Source organism: Paragemmobacter kunshanensis (assembly GCF_011059185.1).
Taxonomy (GTDB): domain Bacteria; phylum Pseudomonadota; class Alphaproteobacteria; order Rhodobacterales; family Rhodobacteraceae; genus Paragemmobacter; species Paragemmobacter kunshanensis.
In genome coordinates this window covers 32,225-46,126 of the sequence record NZ_JAALFE010000006.1, presented here as the reverse complement: position 1 = coordinate 46,126, position 13,902 = coordinate 32,225, and the positions used below count along the sequence as shown (strand labels likewise).

General features: G+C 67.2%; 16 protein-coding genes. 8 read left to right on the top strand and 8 right to left on the bottom strand.

Translation table 11 applies throughout. The features are described 5' to 3' along the window. Positions 1–182: 182 nt before the first annotated feature. The gene (locus G5V65_RS07975; protein ID WP_165048728.1) at positions 183–1,289 is read left to right on the top strand and encodes a DUF6456 domain-containing protein; all 1,107 of its coding nucleotides are present in this window, start codon (positions 183–185) and stop codon (positions 1,287–1,289) included. A gap of 2 nt (positions 1,290–1,291) precedes the next feature. Here the strand turns inward: G5V65_RS07975 and G5V65_RS07970 are convergent, their stop codons facing one another. Beyond that, the gene (locus G5V65_RS07970; RefSeq protein WP_165048725.1) at positions 1,292–1,864 is read right to left on the bottom strand and encodes a hypothetical protein; all 573 of its coding nucleotides are present in this window, start codon (positions 1,862–1,864) and stop codon (positions 1,292–1,294) included. A 143-nt stretch (positions 1,865–2,007) separates the two neighbouring features. Between G5V65_RS07970 and lipA the strand changes: the two genes are divergently transcribed. Together lipA and G5V65_RS07960 are read left to right on the top strand one after the other, a co-directional pair. After that, positions 2,008–2,991, top strand: a complete 984-nt coding sequence (lipA, locus tag G5V65_RS07965) for a lipoyl synthase (protein ID WP_165048723.1) — start codon at positions 2,008–2,010, stop codon at positions 2,989–2,991. An 81-nt stretch (positions 2,992–3,072) separates the two neighbouring features. After that, complete coding sequence (locus G5V65_RS07960; protein WP_165048721.1) at positions 3,073–3,900, top strand: endonuclease/exonuclease/phosphatase family protein; 828 nt, start codon at positions 3,073–3,075, stop codon at positions 3,898–3,900. A 44-nt stretch (positions 3,901–3,944) separates the two neighbouring features. Here the strand turns inward: G5V65_RS07960 and G5V65_RS07955 are convergent, their stop codons facing one another. The 4 genes from G5V65_RS07955 to hpt form a co-directional block, all read right to left on the bottom strand. After that, positions 3,945–4,826, bottom strand: a complete 882-nt coding sequence (locus G5V65_RS07955; protein WP_165048719.1) for a hypothetical protein — start codon at positions 4,824–4,826, stop codon at positions 3,945–3,947. Positions 4,827–4,926: 100 nt separating this feature from the next. Beyond that, positions 4,927–5,814 carry a c-type cytochrome gene (locus G5V65_RS07950; protein WP_165048970.1) on the bottom strand — a complete coding sequence of 296 codons (888 nt, stop codon included), beginning with the start codon at positions 5,812–5,814 and terminating at the stop codon, positions 4,927–4,929. 94 nt (positions 5,815–5,908) lie between these two features. Beyond that, positions 5,909–6,076: a hypothetical protein gene (locus tag G5V65_RS07945; RefSeq protein ID WP_165048717.1), complete on the bottom strand. Its 168-nt coding sequence runs from the start codon at positions 6,074–6,076 to the stop codon at positions 5,909–5,911. A 4-nt stretch (positions 6,077–6,080) separates the two neighbouring features. Then, positions 6,081–6,620 carry a hypoxanthine phosphoribosyltransferase gene (hpt, locus tag G5V65_RS07940; RefSeq protein WP_165048714.1) on the bottom strand — a complete coding sequence of 180 codons (540 nt, stop codon included), beginning with the start codon at positions 6,618–6,620 and terminating at the stop codon, positions 6,081–6,083. A gap of 72 nt (positions 6,621–6,692) precedes the next feature. Between hpt and G5V65_RS07935 the strand changes: the two genes are divergently transcribed. Both G5V65_RS07935 and G5V65_RS07930 read left to right on the top strand, forming a co-directional pair. Beyond that, complete coding sequence (locus G5V65_RS07935) at positions 6,693–7,148, top strand: type II toxin-antitoxin system RatA family toxin (RefSeq protein WP_165048712.1); 456 nt, start codon at positions 6,693–6,695, stop codon at positions 7,146–7,148. A gap of 65 nt (positions 7,149–7,213) precedes the next feature. Next, on the top strand, positions 7,214–8,062 hold the full coding sequence (locus G5V65_RS07930; RefSeq protein WP_165048710.1) for an alpha/beta hydrolase family esterase: 849 nt from the start codon (positions 7,214–7,216) through the stop codon (positions 8,060–8,062). Between the two features lie 75 nt (positions 8,063–8,137). Here the strand turns inward: G5V65_RS07930 and G5V65_RS07925 are convergent, their stop codons facing one another. Genes G5V65_RS07925 through G5V65_RS07915 form a run of 3 tightly spaced genes read right to left on the bottom strand, consistent with a single transcriptional unit; the run spans position 8,138 to position 10,223 of the window. Next, positions 8,138–8,608 carry a CinA family protein gene (locus tag G5V65_RS07925; protein ID WP_165048968.1) on the bottom strand — a complete coding sequence of 157 codons (471 nt, stop codon included), beginning with the start codon at positions 8,606–8,608 and terminating at the stop codon, positions 8,138–8,140. 5 nt (positions 8,609–8,613) lie between these two features. Further along, positions 8,614–9,096: a phosphatidylglycerophosphatase A family protein gene (locus G5V65_RS07920; protein ID WP_165048708.1), complete on the bottom strand. Its 483-nt coding sequence runs from the start codon at positions 9,094–9,096 to the stop codon at positions 8,614–8,616. Further along, positions 9,093–10,223, bottom strand: coding sequence for a bifunctional 2-C-methyl-D-erythritol 4-phosphate cytidylyltransferase/2-C-methyl-D-erythritol 2,4-cyclodiphosphate synthase (locus G5V65_RS07915; protein WP_165048705.1), 1,131 nt, complete (start codon positions 10,221–10,223; stop codon positions 9,093–9,095). Before G5V65_RS07915 ends, G5V65_RS07920 begins: the two co-directional genes overlap by 4 nt. A 192-nt stretch (positions 10,224–10,415) precedes the next feature. Here G5V65_RS07915 and dusB point away from each other — a divergent pair, with 192 nt between their 5' ends. Genes dusB through G5V65_RS07900 form a run of 3 tightly spaced genes read left to right on the top strand, consistent with a single transcriptional unit; the run spans position 10,416 to position 13,866 of the window. After that, positions 10,416–11,402: a tRNA dihydrouridine synthase DusB gene (dusB, locus tag G5V65_RS07910; RefSeq protein ID WP_165048703.1), complete on the top strand. Its 987-nt coding sequence runs from the start codon at positions 10,416–10,418 to the stop codon at positions 11,400–11,402. Next, the gene (locus G5V65_RS07905) at positions 11,399–12,502 is read left to right on the top strand and encodes a two-component system sensor histidine kinase NtrB (protein WP_165048701.1); all 1,104 of its coding nucleotides are present in this window, start codon (positions 11,399–11,401) and stop codon (positions 12,500–12,502) included. The genes dusB and G5V65_RS07905 overlap by 4 nt, the downstream gene beginning before the upstream one ends. Continuing rightward, positions 12,502–13,866, top strand: a complete 1,365-nt coding sequence (locus G5V65_RS07900) for a response regulator (RefSeq protein WP_165048699.1) — start codon at positions 12,502–12,504, stop codon at positions 13,864–13,866. Before G5V65_RS07905 ends, G5V65_RS07900 begins: the two co-directional genes overlap by 1 nt. The last annotated feature ends 36 nt before the right edge of the window (positions 13,867–13,902 follow it).

Below are 13,902 nucleotides of genomic sequence, written 5' to 3'. Positions count from 1 at the left end.
CCGTCCCGTTGCGGCTGTCAGGCCTCCAGCGCGCGCAGGTGTACAGTTTTGTTGACACTTGGCGGTGGATCATCGGTTTTGCGCCCATTCGTTAACGGTCCGCTAACCAAAACAAGTTTCGGTTGCATTTACGGATCGTTTACATCTTCAGGGCGTGAAAAAGGCAAGAGATGCACAACCAGATGACCCCCTTCACCTGTCTGACGCTGCCGCCCTGGCTGCCGGAATCGGTCCGACACTACCTCGATCATACGGCCACGGGCCTCGCCTTGCGGGAGGTCGCGCGCCGGGATGGCGTCGCGGCCTCTACCGTGCTGCGCCAGGTCCGGAACTGCGAAACCCGGCGGGATGATCCGCTGGTCGATGCAGCACTCGAGACGCTGCAGCGCGTCGCTGTTCAGGCAGATCCGGGGCGCCCCCCAACCGATGAGGATCACATGACCGCACATACCAGAACCACCAGCCTGCCGCAGGATGCGGCCACACTTGCCGCCGAGGCGCGCCGCGTGTTGCGCCGCCTTGCCGAACCCGGCGCTGTCCTGGCCGTCTCGGCCGATCTGGACCGCGCCGTCGTCCTGCGCAGCCAGCCCGGCCAAAGCCAGACCCGGCTTTGCGTCGTCGAACGCAGCGTGGCCCAGGCCTTCGCCCTGAAGGACTGGATCGCCACCGATCGCCCGGGCCGCATCGCCAGCTATCACATCACCGCCGCCGGACGGGCCGCCCTGCGCCGCCTTCTGGCCGAGGATGACCTGCGCGCGGGCGGTGTGCGCGAGGCGCAGTTCATCTATGCCAGCCAGCATCGCGACATGGCCGAACGCGACGTGCAAACCCCCGAGGGACGCCGCCGTATCCGCTATAACGCCGCCGAAAGCCCTGTCACCGCGCTTGGGCGGAAGCTGGATCGCGATGGCAAGCCCTATCTGGAACAGGATCTCGTCCGCACCGCCGAACGCCTGCGCGAGGATTTCGAACTGGCCCAGATGGGCCCCCGCATCACGCAGAACTGGGATCGCTTTCTCAGCGGGGCCGATCATGGCAGCTATGCGCCGGACAGCGGGCCGGGGGATGGCCCCCGCGCCGCGCGCGACCGCGTGGCCGATGCGTTGCGCGATCTTGGCCCCGGCCTTGGCGATGTGGCGCTGCGGGTCTGCTGCTTTCTCGAAGGCATCGAAACCACAGAACGGCGCATGGGCTGGGCGGCCCGGTCCGGCAAGATCGTGCTGCGCATCGCGCTGCAACGGCTGGCGCGGCACTACAAGGAAAGGCTTTCCCGCCCCATGGTCGGCTGATCTCAGGCCGCGACGCCGCCGGCCATGATCATCACGGAAAGACCGGCAAGCCAGATCGCCGCCACCCGCCGCCAAAGCGACGGGATGGCGGCATCAGGGCCTGCCGCGCGCCCCATGCCGGCCCCGAAGGCCGCCCAGCAGGCGGCCACCGCGCAAACCGCCACGGCAAGCACGCCAAGGGCGGCGCCGGTCGCGCCTGCGGCGGGCAGCAGCACCAGCCCGATGATCAACCCCTTGGGATTGAGAAGCGTCGTCACCGCAAGCCGCGCGCCTGTCACCGTCGCGGCAGGGCCGATGCCGCGCTCCGGGCGCCACAGGGTCCAGGCCAGATACAGCACCCAAAGCCCCGCCAGCACCGCCACGACCGGGCGCAGGATCCCCATCTGCGCCGCCAGCCCCTCTGCCAGCAGCGCCAGGGGCAGCACGACGGCCAGATAGGCCGCCAGTTCCACCGGAATCAGCCACAGCGCCCGCGCAAGGCCCCGCTCCGCCCCGGCCATCAGCATCAGCGTATTGGTCGGCCCCGGCGTCAGCAACAGCACGGTCAGGGCCAGCCCCAGTTCCACAAGCGTCATCCGTCAGATCCCTGCATCGGTTCCCGCGCATATTGCACAGCGCAGGCCATGCGTCCCTTGACATGGCGCAAAGCCGCGACCCTTGCATGCCATGCAGACCCCCGCGGCGACGGGCGGCGTTGCCTCATGCGGCGCAAGGGCTTATGTATCGGCCCATCCCCAGGGAGGATCACCCGTTGCGCGACCTGAAACTGCCCGATCAGCGCCATCCCGAAAAGGCGCATCGCCCGGACAATGAACAGCCCAAGAAACCCTCCTGGATCCGCGTCAAGGCGCCCACCTCCGCAGGCTACAAGGCCACGCGCGACATCCTGAAGGAAAAGAAGCTGGTCACCGTCTGCGAAGAGGCGGGCTGTCCCAATGTGGGGGAATGCTGGTCGCAGGGCCACGCCACCATGATGATCATGGGCGAGATCTGCACCCGCGGCTGCACCTTCTGCAACGTGGCCACCGGCAAGCCGCAGGCGCTCGATGCCTTTGAACCGGGCCGCGTGGCCCATGCGGTGGAACAGCTTGGCCTGAAGCATGTGGTGATCACCAGCGTCGACCGCGACGATCTGGAAGATGGCGGGGCCGAACATTTCGCCCAGACCATCCGCGCCATCCGCCACCGCGCCCCCGGCACCACGATCGAGATCCTGACCCCGGATTTCCTGAAATGCCCGCCTTCGGCGCTGGAAACCGTGGTCGAGGCGCGGCCCGATGTCTTCAACCACAACCTTGAAACCGTGCCGGGGCTTTACCCCGAGGTGCGGCCCGGCGCGCGCTATTTCCATTCGCTGCGGCTCTTGCAGAAGGTCAAGGAACTCGATCCCGGGATGTTCACCAAATCGGGCATCATGGTGGGCCTGGGCGAGGAACGGCAGGCCGTCTTGCAGGTGATGGATGACATGCGCGCGGCCGATGTCGATTTCCTGACCATCGGGCAATATCTGCAACCCACGCCGAAACATCACCGCGTCGCCCGCTTCATCACGCCCGAGGAATTCCAGGCCTATGAGACCGCGGCCTATGGCAAGGGGTTCCACATGGTCTCGGCCACGCCGCTGACGCGGTCTTCCTATCATGCGGGCGATGATTTCGACCGGCTCCGCACTGCGCGCAACGCAAGGCTGGGCCGCGCCTGACCCTGTCTGCGGCGCGCGCGACTTCGCGCCCGGATCGTGCTAGGCTGCCCCCCGTATCCGTTCAGATGATCGGGGGTGATCATGGTGCTGCGTGTCCTGTCGTGGAATGTCGAACATTTCGGTGCCTCCGAATCCGGGGCGCTTGCCCCGCGCCTCGGGCGGGTGATCGACCTGCTGCAGGCCGTTTCCCCCGATGTCTTCGCCATACTCGAGGTTTCGGGGGCCGAGGTCTTCGATGCCTTCACCGATCAACTGGCCGATTACAGCTTCACCATTTCCGAAGGGCCGCAGTCGCAGGAAATCCTCGTGGGGATCCGGCGCGGCCTGCGCAGTTTCGTCACCCAGCGCAGCGAATTCAAACGCTCGAACCCCAATCTGCGCCCCGGGATGCTGGTCACCGTCACGCGCGACGGGCGCAATCTGCCGATCCTCTTCAACCACCTGAAAAGCAGTTCCACCCCCGAAGGCTTTGGCCTGCGCGCCGCCATGCTGGATCACGCCCGCGATCTGGCCCGCGCCATCCGCGCCCGTGCCACGGCAAGGGCAGAGCCGCCCGCCTTCATGGTGATGGGCGACCTGAACCTGATGGGGATGAACCTGACCTATGCCAAGGGCGACATCACCGCCCCGCAGGAAATCGCCCGCACCGCGGGCTTCATGGGCGAACAGGGGCTGCGCCTTCTGTCCAAGACCCACCCCGCCACATGGAGCGGCGGCCCCGGATCCAGCTATCCCGACAGCGATCTCGACCATGTGCTGGCCTTCCGCGAGATGGCCTTCCTGCCGCAACCCGGCGGGGCCGAGGTGCGCGTCGCGGGCTGGGCGGAACTCACGGGGCAGGCGCGGACGGATTGGCTGGCCAGCCATTCCGACCACGCGCCCCTGATCCTTGACGTGGACGGCTTCTGATCCGAAATCCGTTTCAGATCAACGACCTGCGCGCCAATCCCTATTCAGAACCTGAACCCGACAGAGGCATCCAGCGTCATGCTTGTCCGGTTGCCATCGGCCGCGCCGAACTGCGCGAAGGCCCCGTTGGAAAAGCCGTATTCCGCCTCCACCCCGACCATGTTTCCCGTCACCGTGCCATCCTCGCTGCGCAGGTGGCCCCGCAGCGTCAGCGACGGCGTCACCGCATAGCCCAGATAGGCCGTCGCCGCCTCGGTATTGCCGAGGATGCGCTGGCTGGTCAGGTAAAGCCCCATGTCGAACTGGCCCGCCTGATGGTTCGCCCCCACCGTGACGCCCAGATTGCCATCCTCGCCCTCGACCGCGCCTTCGATCTGGGTGCCGCCGCGCAGGGCATATTCGCCCGCCACCTGCCAATGCGCCCCGCTCTGATGGGTGATCCCGTGGATCGACGCGCCATAACGCAGCGATCCCGTCTCGGCCATCAGCCGCGCGCCATAGATCTGCTCGCCCAGCGATTTCGCAACCCCCGTCGCGATCCCGGCCATGCGCTGATCAAAGCCAAGCTGCAATTCCCGTATGCCCGCGAAATCGGGCAGGTCGATGATCCGGTCCACCACCGGCTGCGGTGCGCCCACCGCCACCTCGCCCGGTCCGAAACCGAAGGTCAGCGCCAGATAGGGCACCGTGAAATCGCCGCCCGTCTCCAGATCCTGGTCGATATCCGCGCCCAGTTCAAACCCCACCGGCCCCTCCAGCCGCAGGAACAACTCGCCCCCCGCCAGCGTGCCCGAGGCCCCGTTGCGCCGCGTATGTTCGAATTCCAGATCGCCCGAAAAGCTCAGCGCTTCCATCCCCTGCGACAGGGCCGGAACCGGCGATGCGAGAAGAAGCAGCGCCAATGCGCCGCCGGAATGCCTGTTCATAGGATACACCATGCTGCTCTGTTTTTTTGCAGCACTACCACGTATGGGGATTGCCTGCAATCACAAGCAGATGACCCGGATCCCCCCCACAGCGGGTGGATCATTCCACGGCAGGCACCTTCTTCAGATAGGCCGCCACCGCCTGCCGGTCGCTGTCGGGCAGGCGGGCCATGTTTTCCACAACATGCGCCATATGGCCGCCCACGCTGTCATATTCCGGGGTAAAGCCGCTGGTCAGATAGGTGACGATCTCGCCCGTCGACCAAGTCAGCTTCCCGGGCGTGATGTTGGGGATGTTGCCCTCGCCCGAAGGATTGGGCGCCCCCGCCAGCCAGCGCGCGCCATCCATCCCGCCCAGCGCATTGCGCGGCGTGTGGCATTCCCCGCAATGGGCCAAGGCCTCCACGATCTCGCGCCCGCGCGTCTCTTCCGGGGTCAGATCGCCCTGCAAGACCCAATCGGTGTTCAGGAACAAAAGCTTCCACCCCCCGATGCTGCGCCGGATGCTGAAGGGAAAGCCGATCTCATGCGGCAGGCTTGCCACATCCGAAGGCGGCAGGCCCTGCATATAGGCATGGATATCGGCCACGTCCTGCGGCTGCATCCGCGCGTACGAGGCATAGGGCAGGGCAGGGTAGTAATGCGTCCCCTCGGGCGACACGCCCCGCATCAGCGCATTGCCCAGCTCCGCCACCGACCACCCCCCGATGCCTGCCGCCGAGGGCGAGATGTTCGGCGCGACGAAAGTGCCGAAATCCGATGGAAAGCGCTGCCCGCCCGACAGGACCAGTTCCGCCTCTCCCTCCGCCCCCGGCGCCATGTGGCACGAGGCGCAGCCCGCCGCGACAAAGACCGTCTCGCCCCGCGCCGGATCGCCGGTCAGCCCCTCGAAGGTGGCGGCGGGCAGCGGGGCAGGGGCCGTCAGCCACCATCCGGCGGCAGCGCCGCCAAGGGCAACAAGGGCAAGGGCAGGCAGAATGCGCATGATGAAACCTCGGCTCCGGTGATCAATCCCCGCAGCCTATCGCCCGCCCCGGCCTGCGGCCAGTGACGAAGTCGCGACCGCGTGCCGTTTCGCCGGATCAGGGCCGGATCTTCTGCGGCACCAGCCAATCGGGCCAGCCGAAGGCCCATTCATAGCCGAAGATCAGCAGGCAGAGCGCGATCACGCCAAAGACCAGCTTCACCCGGCCGGGCGAGGGCGGGTTGCGCGCCCAACGCGCCATGCGCACCAGCCACATCGGATTCATCGCCTCACCCCGTAAACCGCACCTTGCCGATATAGGGAAGGTTGCGGTTGCGCTGCGCGAAATCAATCCCGTAGCCGACGACGAATTCATCGGGGATTTCAAACCCCGTCCATGTGGCCTTGATATCCACCTCGCGCCGCGAGGGTTTGTCCAAGAGGGCGCAAACCTCCAGCCGCTTCGGCTCGCGGCTCAGCAGCAGGTTCTTCACATGATGCAGGGTAAAGCCCGTATCGACGATATCCTCTACCACCAGCACGTCGCGCCCCGCGATCTCGCCCCGCAGGTCCTTCAGGATCCGCACCTCGCGCGAGGAATGCATCGCGTCGCCGTAGGAGGAGGCCTCAAGGAAATCCACCTCCACCGGCAGGTCGATCTCGCGCACCAGATCGGCGATGAAGACGAAGGAACCACGCAGAAGCCCCACCACCACCAGCTTGTCGGTGCCCGCGTAATGCGCCGTGATCTCGGCCGCCAGCGCCTCTACCCGCGCGGCAATCGCCTTGGCGCTGATCATCTGGTCTATGACATATGGCCGCTCTGGCATGCCCCACCCCTTGATTTCCCGCCCCGGTCTAACCAATACACGAAGCCAAGTCACGAAAAGTCAGGCGCCGCCATGCCCACCCATCACGAAATCAAGCGCCTGCCCTACACGGCCCGGCAGATGTATGATCTGGTGGCCGATGTCGGCTCCTATCCGAAATTCCTGCCGTGGAATTCCGCCGCCCGCATCCGCTCGCGCCGCCCGATAGATGGCGGGGGCGAGGTGATGGAGGCCGATCTCGTGATCTCCTTCAAGGTCTTCCGCGAACGCTTCGGCAGCCGCGTCACCCTCTGGCCCGAGGCGCAGAAGATCGACACCGAATATCTCGACGGGCCCTTCAAGCACATGAAATCCACCTGGTCCTTCCGCGATGTCGAAGGCGGCTGCGAGGTGGAATTCTTCGTCGATTTCGAATTCCGCAATGCCATCCTGCAGGGGATCATCGGCGTCGTGTTCAACGATGCGATGCAGCGCGTGGTGCGCGCCTTCGAACGCCGCGCGGCGGAATTGCACGGCCCCAGGGTCTGACGCGACGGAACAAGCAGGGACCGGCGTATCAGGGTCATTCATCTTCCTTATCACGGGGAATTGACATGCTCCGCCTGCTTCTTCTTCTGCTGGTCTTCGCCCTTCCCGCGAGCGCCGAAACCATCCGCCTGGGCGATCGCAGCTACCGGATCGACCTGCCAGCCCGCCCGCAGGGCGCGCCGCTGATCCTTGCGCTGCACGGGGGCGGGGGCAGCGCCGATCAGTTCGCGCGCTCGTCCGGCCTTGCCCGCCCGGCCAACCGTCTGGGCTATGCCGTGATCTTCCCCGAAGGCACCGGACGCGCCGGCACCTGGAACGGCGGCTATTGCTGCGGCAGCGCCGCGCGCAACGGGGTGGATGACATGGCCTTCCTGGATGCCGTCATCGCCGATGCCAGCCGCCGCTTCGGGCTCGATCCCGACCGGGTCTATCTCACCGGCATGTCGAACGGATCCATCATGGCCGAAACCTATGCCGCCCGGCGCGCCGCGCGCATCCGCGCCGTGGCGGGGGTCGCGGGCACCATGGACACGCGCCGCAACCGCGTCACCGCCCCGGTTCCCCTTCTTCACATCCACGGCACCGCCGATCCCATGGTCCCCTATGCGGGCGGGCAGGGCGACAGCAGCCTCACCCGCACCGATTTCGCCTCTGTCGCCTCGGTCGAGGCGGCCTTCCTCGCCCCCTTTCCGATGCTTTCGCGCAGCGAACGCGTGATCGACCCCGCCGCCGATGGCATGCGCGTGATCGAACGCAATTACAGCGATGGAAGGGGCCGGGCGCAGGTCCGCATCCTGACGGTGGAAGGCGGCGGTCACGCCTGGCATGGCAGCCGCCGCGCCGCGCGGCAGGGCGGCACAAGGGATATCGACGCCACGGCCGAGGTGCTGCGCTTCTTCGAAAGCCACCCCTGATCCCCGGTCTTCATCTTGGGAAAAATACCCTGGGGTCCGGGGCAAGGCCCCGGGGCTCTCCACCCCGCGCAGCGCTCAGGACAGCGCGCCCGCCATCAGGGCCAGCGCATGCGCCACCGTCGCCCGGCGCACCTCGGCCCGGCCGATGGGGCCGAATTCCACCGTCTCCACCCGCGTCTCCCGGCCTGCCCGGGCCAGCCCGAAACAGACCCGCCCCTCGGGCTTGAACTCCGATCCGCCCGGCCCCGCGATCCCGGTCACGGCCACGGCCAGCGTGGCGGTGGAATGGTCCAGCGCGCCCTCGGCCATCTCGCGCGCCACCGCCTCGGATACCGCGCCATGCGCCTGCAGCGTCTCGTGCCGCACGCCCAGCATCTGCATCTTGGCCTCGTTCGAATAGGTGACGAAGCCCCGGTCGAACACATCCGACGATCCCGCCACATCCGTCAGCGCGGCCGAGATCATCCCCCCGGTGCAGCTTTCCGCCGTGGCGATGCTCACCCCCCAATAGCGCGCCGCCTGCAACACTTCCGCCGCCGTTGCCATCCGCATCACCCCATCAGGACGCCATGGGCGATGCCCGCCGCCACCACCACCCCGATCCCGGCGAAGATCCCGGCCCAGATATCGTCCAGCATCACCCCCGCCGCATCGCCCCGCGCATCGGCCCGCCCCACCAGCCAGGGCTTCCAGATGTCGAACAGCCGGAACAGCAGAAAGGCCGCCAGCCAGCCGGGATAGGGCATCCAGCCCTGAAAATCCCGCATCCAGAAGGCGAATGAGGGGAAAAGCAGCGCGATCCACTGTCCCGCCACCTCGTCGATCACCACCTCTGACGGGTCATCCCCCGGGCCGCAGACGGCCTTGCAGGCGGCAAAGCCCGCAACCAGCGCCACCACCGTCGCCAGTGCAAGGCCCGGAAAACCCGCGAAACGGTCGATCACCACGCCAAGCGCCAGCGCCGCCGCCGATCCCCAGGTGCCCGGTGCAGGGCGCAGCAGGCCCACGCCAAAGAAGGTCGCCAGCCACCTCATGCCCGCACCAGACAGGCGGTGGCCAGCGCGGCGATGCCCTCCTCCCGGCCCGTGAAGCCCAGCCGTTCCGATGTGGTGGCCTTCACGCCGACGCGCCCCGCATCCACCCCCATGATCGCCGCCAGCGCCGCCTGCATGGCGGCAGCATGCGGGCCGATCTTCGGGCGTTCGCAGACCAGCGTCACGTCGCAATTGCCCAGCTCATATCCCCGCGCCCGCATCAGGCCCGCCGCATGGCGCAGGAAGATATGGCTTTCCGCCCCCTTCCATTGCGGATCGCTGGGCGGGAAATGCCGCCCGATATCCCCCTCGGCCAGCGCGCCATAGATCGCATCGGTCAGGGCATGCATCCCCACATCCGCATCCGAATGGCCCAGAAGCGCGCGGTCATGCGCCACCTTCACCCCGCACAGCCAGACGTGGTCGCCTTCGGTGAAGGCATGCACGTCATAGCCATTGCCCAAGCGCACATCCATGTTGCGGTCCTTCATCATCGCCTCGGCCCGCGCGAAATCGCCCGGAAAGGTCACCTTCAGATTGGCCTCATCCCCGTCCACGATGGCCACGTCAAGCCCTGCCGCCCGCGCCACCTCGACATCATCCGCCGCCCCGCCCGGATGGGCGCGATGGGCGGCAAGGATGGCCTCGAAGCGAAAGCCCTGCGGCGTCTGCGCCCGCCACAGCCCCGCCCGGTCCTGCGTGCCGCGCACAAGGCCGCCGTCCCCGCGCCACAGCGCATCCGTCACCGGCAGGGCAGGGGCCGCGCCGGCCGATGCCTCCAGCGCCGCCAGCACCCGCGCGATCACCGCCCCCGGCACGGCCGGGCGCGCGCCGTCATGGATCAGCACATGGCGCAGGCCGCTTCCCGCCAGCGCCTCCAGCGCATTGCGGACAGACTCCGCCCGCGTGGCCCCGCCTTCCACCAGCAGCGCATCGCCCGCGATGGCCTGCGCCGCGGCGCGGTCATCGGGATGGATCACCACCACCAGCCGGTCCACCCGCCCGCGAAAGGCCGCGATCGTATGGGCCAGCACCGGCTGGCCCGCCAGCATCTGCCATTGCTTCGGCCTGTCGCCGCCCGCGCGGCTGCCGCGCCCTGCGGCGACGATGACGGCTGCCGTGGTCATGGTTGGGGCGACTCCCTTGCTCTTTCGCTCTTCCTAGGCCACACCGCCGCGCCTGACAATCTGGCGTCGCCCTAGGCATAACCGCCTAAAATTTGTGCAACGCCGGTTTTTCAGTCATAAACGCCACGGCGCCGCTTGGCATCCCGCCTGAGGCGGCCCTAACACCGATCCATCTGCACAAGGAACAGGCAATTGGCCCTCTGCCTCGGACCCCAGACGATTCACCCGCCGGTGCTTCTCGCGCCGCTGGCCGGGATCACCGATCTTCCCTTCCGCCGACTCGTCGCGCGGTTCGGGGCGGGGCTGGTCGTATCCGAGATGGTGGCGAGCCAAGAGGTCGTGCAGGCCCAGCCCGAGGCGCGGGCGCGGGCCGAGCTGGGCCTTGGCGATCAGGCCAGCTCGGTGCAACTGGCGGGCCGCGATCCCTGGTGGATGGCCGAAGCCGCCCGCCTGATGGAGGCGAACGGCGCCCGCATCATCGACATCAACATGGGCTGCCCGTCAAAGCGGGTGACGACAGGGCTCTGCGGCTCGGCCCTGCTGCGCGATCTGGATCTGGCGCTGGAGCTGATCGAAAGCGTGGTCAAGGCGGTCAGCCTGCCCGTCACGCTGAAAACCCGGCTGGGCTGGGATGACGCGCTTCTGAACGCCCCCGATCTGGCCCGCCGGGCCGAAGGGGCAGGGGTGCGGATGATCACGATCCATGGCCGCACCCGCTGCCAGTTCTACAAGGGCCGGGCCGATTGGGCCGCCATCGCCCGGGTGAAAGAGGCGGTTTCGATCCCCGTCATCGCCAATGGCGACATCGTGGATGCCGCCACCGCCCGGCAGGCGCTGGCGCAGTCGGGCGCGGATGGCGTGATGGTGGGGCGCGGCGCGCAGGGCGCGCCCTGGCGGCTGGCCGAAATCTCGCATGCGCTTTACGGCACGCCCGCGCCCGCGATCCCCGAAGGCGCGGCGCTGGCCGATCTGGTGGCCGAACATTACGAAGCGATGCTCGCATTCTACGGCCCCGCGCTTGGCCTGCGCTGCGCGCGCAAGCATCTGGGCTGGTATCTGGACGGGGTCGAGGGCGCGGTGCCGCGCCACGCCATCCTCACCTCCGACGACCCCGCAGAGGTGCTGCGGCTGATCCGGGCGGGATTTGCCGATACGGATCGAAAACGGGTGGCTGCATGACACCATACCGCACGCCATACCCGGTTCCCGGTGTCGTCTGGGCCTCGCTGCCGCTGCCTGCGCTGCTGATCGGCCCCGACAACCGGATCGCCGAGGTGAACCCGGCGGGCGAGATCTTCCTGAATGCCTCCTCCCGCAGCCTGATGGGCCAGCCCGCCTTTGACCGCCTCGCCATCGACGCCCCGATGGATGAGGCGCTGGCACGCGCCCGGCTGAACCAGTCGCCGCTGTTCATCAATGATGTGGATGTGACCACCGGCGAACGCGCGCCGGTGCAATGCAACATCCAGGTCGCGCCGATGCATGACAATGCCGAGGTGATCCTTCTGATCATCTCGCCCCGCGACATCGCCGACAGGCTTGGCCGCGCGATGCAGGTGAAATCCGCCGCCAAATCCGCCATCGGCATGGCCGAGATGCTGGCGCATGAGATCAAGAATCCGCTCGCGGGGATTTCTGGGGCGGCGCAGCTCATCGGGATGAACCTGCCGCCCGAGGATCGCGAATTGGCCGATCTGATCGTGGAAGAGACGCGGCGCATCGTGAAACTGCTGGAGCAGGTGGAACAGTTCGGCAACCTGCGCCCGCCGGAACGCCGCCCCGTCAACATCCACGACGCGCTCGATCGCGCGCGTAAATCCGCCATGGTGGGCTTCGCCGCCCATATGCAGATCGTCGAGGATTACGATCCCTCGCTTCCCCCCACCCATGCCGATCCCGACCAACTGATGCAGGTCTTCCTGAACCTGATCAAGAACGCGGCCGAGGCCTGCCAGAGGGCGGGCGAAGGCACCACGATCCGCCTGCACACCTTCTATGACCTGTCGCTGCGCCTGCGCGGCAAGGATGGCCGCCCCGCAGCACTTCCCCTGCAGATCGAGATCATCGACGACGGCCCCGGCATCCCGCCCGAAATCGCCGCCGACATTTTCGAACCCTTCGTCTCTGGCCGCGAGAACGGCACGGGGCTGGGGCTCGCCCTCGTTTCCAAGATCATTTCCGACCATGAAGGATGGATTTCCGTGGATTCGGTGCCCGGGCGCACCGTGTTCCGGGTCTCGCTCCCCATGGTGCCGAAGGACAAGAAGGAGAAAGCCTGATGGATGGCACCGTCCTCGTTGCCGATGACGACCGCACGATCCGCACCGTGCTGACCCAGGCGCTGACGCGGGCGGGCTGCAAGGTGCATGCGACCTCCAGCCTGATGACGCTGATGCGCTGGGTCGAGGAGGGCAAGGGCGATCTGGTCATCTCCGATGTGATCATGCCCGATGGCAACGGGCTGGACGCGCTGCCGCGCATATCCAAGATGCGGCCGGGCCTGCCCGTCATCGTGATTTCGGCGCAGAACACAATCATGACCGCCATTCAGGCCGCCGAGGCCGAGGCCTTCGACTACCTTCCCAAACCCTTCGACCTGCCCGATCTGATGAAGCGGTCCGCCCGCGCGCTGGAACAGAAGCGCCGCACCCCCGCGCGCCCGGCCCAAAGCCGCGAAGCGGGCGATGATCTTCCGCTGGTGGGGCGCACGGCGGCGATGCAGGCGCTTTACCGGCTTGTCGCGCGGGTGATGAATACCGATCTGGCCGTTCTGATCACCGGGGAATCGGGCACCGGCAAAAGCCTGATCGCCAAGGCCATCCACGATTTCTCGGACCGCCGGTCGCAGCCCTTCGTCGTTGCCCAGGCCGCCGATCTGGCCGGGATCGACGGCCCCTCCGCCCTGATGGCGCGGGCGCGCGGCGGCAGCCTCGTCTTCGACGAGGTCGCCGATTACGATGACGAGGTTCAGGCCCGCATCGTGCGCATGCTGGATCTGGCGGGCGACAATGCCCCGCGCATCATGGCCACCTCGCAGACCGATCTTTCCGCCCGGATGGAGGCGGGCCAGTTCCGCCAGGACCTGTTCTACCGCCTCTCCGGCGTCACCCTGCATGTGCCTGCCCTGCGCGAACGGGTGGATGACATCCCGCTTCTGGCCGAACATTTCCTCGCCCGGGGCGAACGCGATTCCGGCGCGCTGCGCCGCCTGTCGGGCGATGCCCGCGACCTTGTCCGCGCCTATTCCTGGCCCGGAAATGTGCGGCAACTGGAAAACACCCTGCGCCGCCTGATGGTCACCTCTTCGGAGACCGAAATCACGCGGGGCGAGGTGGAAGCCGTCCTTGGCAGCCAGCCCGCGATGGAGCCGCTGAAGGGCGGGGGCGAGGGTGAGAAACTCTCCGCCTCGGTCGCCCGCCACCTGAAGCGCTACTTCGATCTGCATGGCGGGCAACTGCCCCCGGCAGGCGTCTATCAGCGCATCCTGCGCGAGGTGGAGATGCCCCTGATCGAGATCGCGCTGGATGCCACCGCCGGAAATCAGGCGAAATGCGCCGATCTGCTGGGCATCAACCGCAATACTTTGCGCAAGAAGATCACAGATCTCGATATCCGCGTGACTCGTCGCCGCAAGCTGATGTAAAACCGCAACATCAAGCGTGTTCCCCCTGCCGCAATC

Coding starts and splice junctions, on each gene's coding strand:
- G5V65_RS07975 (WP_165048728.1), top strand. CDS start 183: ATGACCCCCTTCACCTGTCTGACGCTGCCGCCCTGGCTGCCGGAATCG.
- G5V65_RS07970 (WP_165048725.1), bottom strand. CDS start 1,864: ATGACGCTTGTGGAACTGGGGCTGGCCCTGACCGTGCTGTTGCTGACG.
- lipA (WP_165048723.1), top strand. CDS start 2,008: ATGTATCGGCCCATCCCCAGGGAGGATCACCCGTTGCGCGACCTGAAA.
- G5V65_RS07960 (WP_165048721.1), top strand. CDS start 3,073: ATGGTGCTGCGTGTCCTGTCGTGGAATGTCGAACATTTCGGTGCCTCC.
- G5V65_RS07955 (WP_165048719.1), bottom strand. CDS start 4,826: ATGAACAGGCATTCCGGCGGCGCATTGGCGCTGCTTCTTCTCGCATCG.
- G5V65_RS07945 (WP_165048717.1), bottom strand. CDS start 6,076: ATGAATCCGATGTGGCTGGTGCGCATGGCGCGTTGGGCGCGCAACCCG.
- hpt (WP_165048714.1), bottom strand. CDS start 6,620: ATGCCAGAGCGGCCATATGTCATAGACCAGATGATCAGCGCCAAGGCG.
- G5V65_RS07935 (WP_165048712.1), top strand. CDS start 6,693: ATGCCCACCCATCACGAAATCAAGCGCCTGCCCTACACGGCCCGGCAG.
- G5V65_RS07930 (WP_165048710.1), top strand. CDS start 7,214: ATGCTCCGCCTGCTTCTTCTTCTGCTGGTCTTCGCCCTTCCCGCGAGC.
- G5V65_RS07925 (WP_165048968.1), bottom strand. CDS start 8,608: ATGGCAACGGCGGCGGAAGTGTTGCAGGCGGCGCGCTATTGGGGGGTG.
- G5V65_RS07920 (WP_165048708.1), bottom strand. CDS start 9,096: ATGAGGTGGCTGGCGACCTTCTTTGGCGTGGGCCTGCTGCGCCCTGCA.
- G5V65_RS07915 (WP_165048705.1), bottom strand. CDS start 10,223: ATGACCACGGCAGCCGTCATCGTCGCCGCAGGGCGCGGCAGCCGCGCG.
- G5V65_RS07905 (WP_165048701.1), top strand. CDS start 11,399: ATGACACCATACCGCACGCCATACCCGGTTCCCGGTGTCGTCTGGGCC.
- G5V65_RS07900 (WP_165048699.1), top strand. CDS start 12,502: ATGGATGGCACCGTCCTCGTTGCCGATGACGACCGCACGATCCGCACC.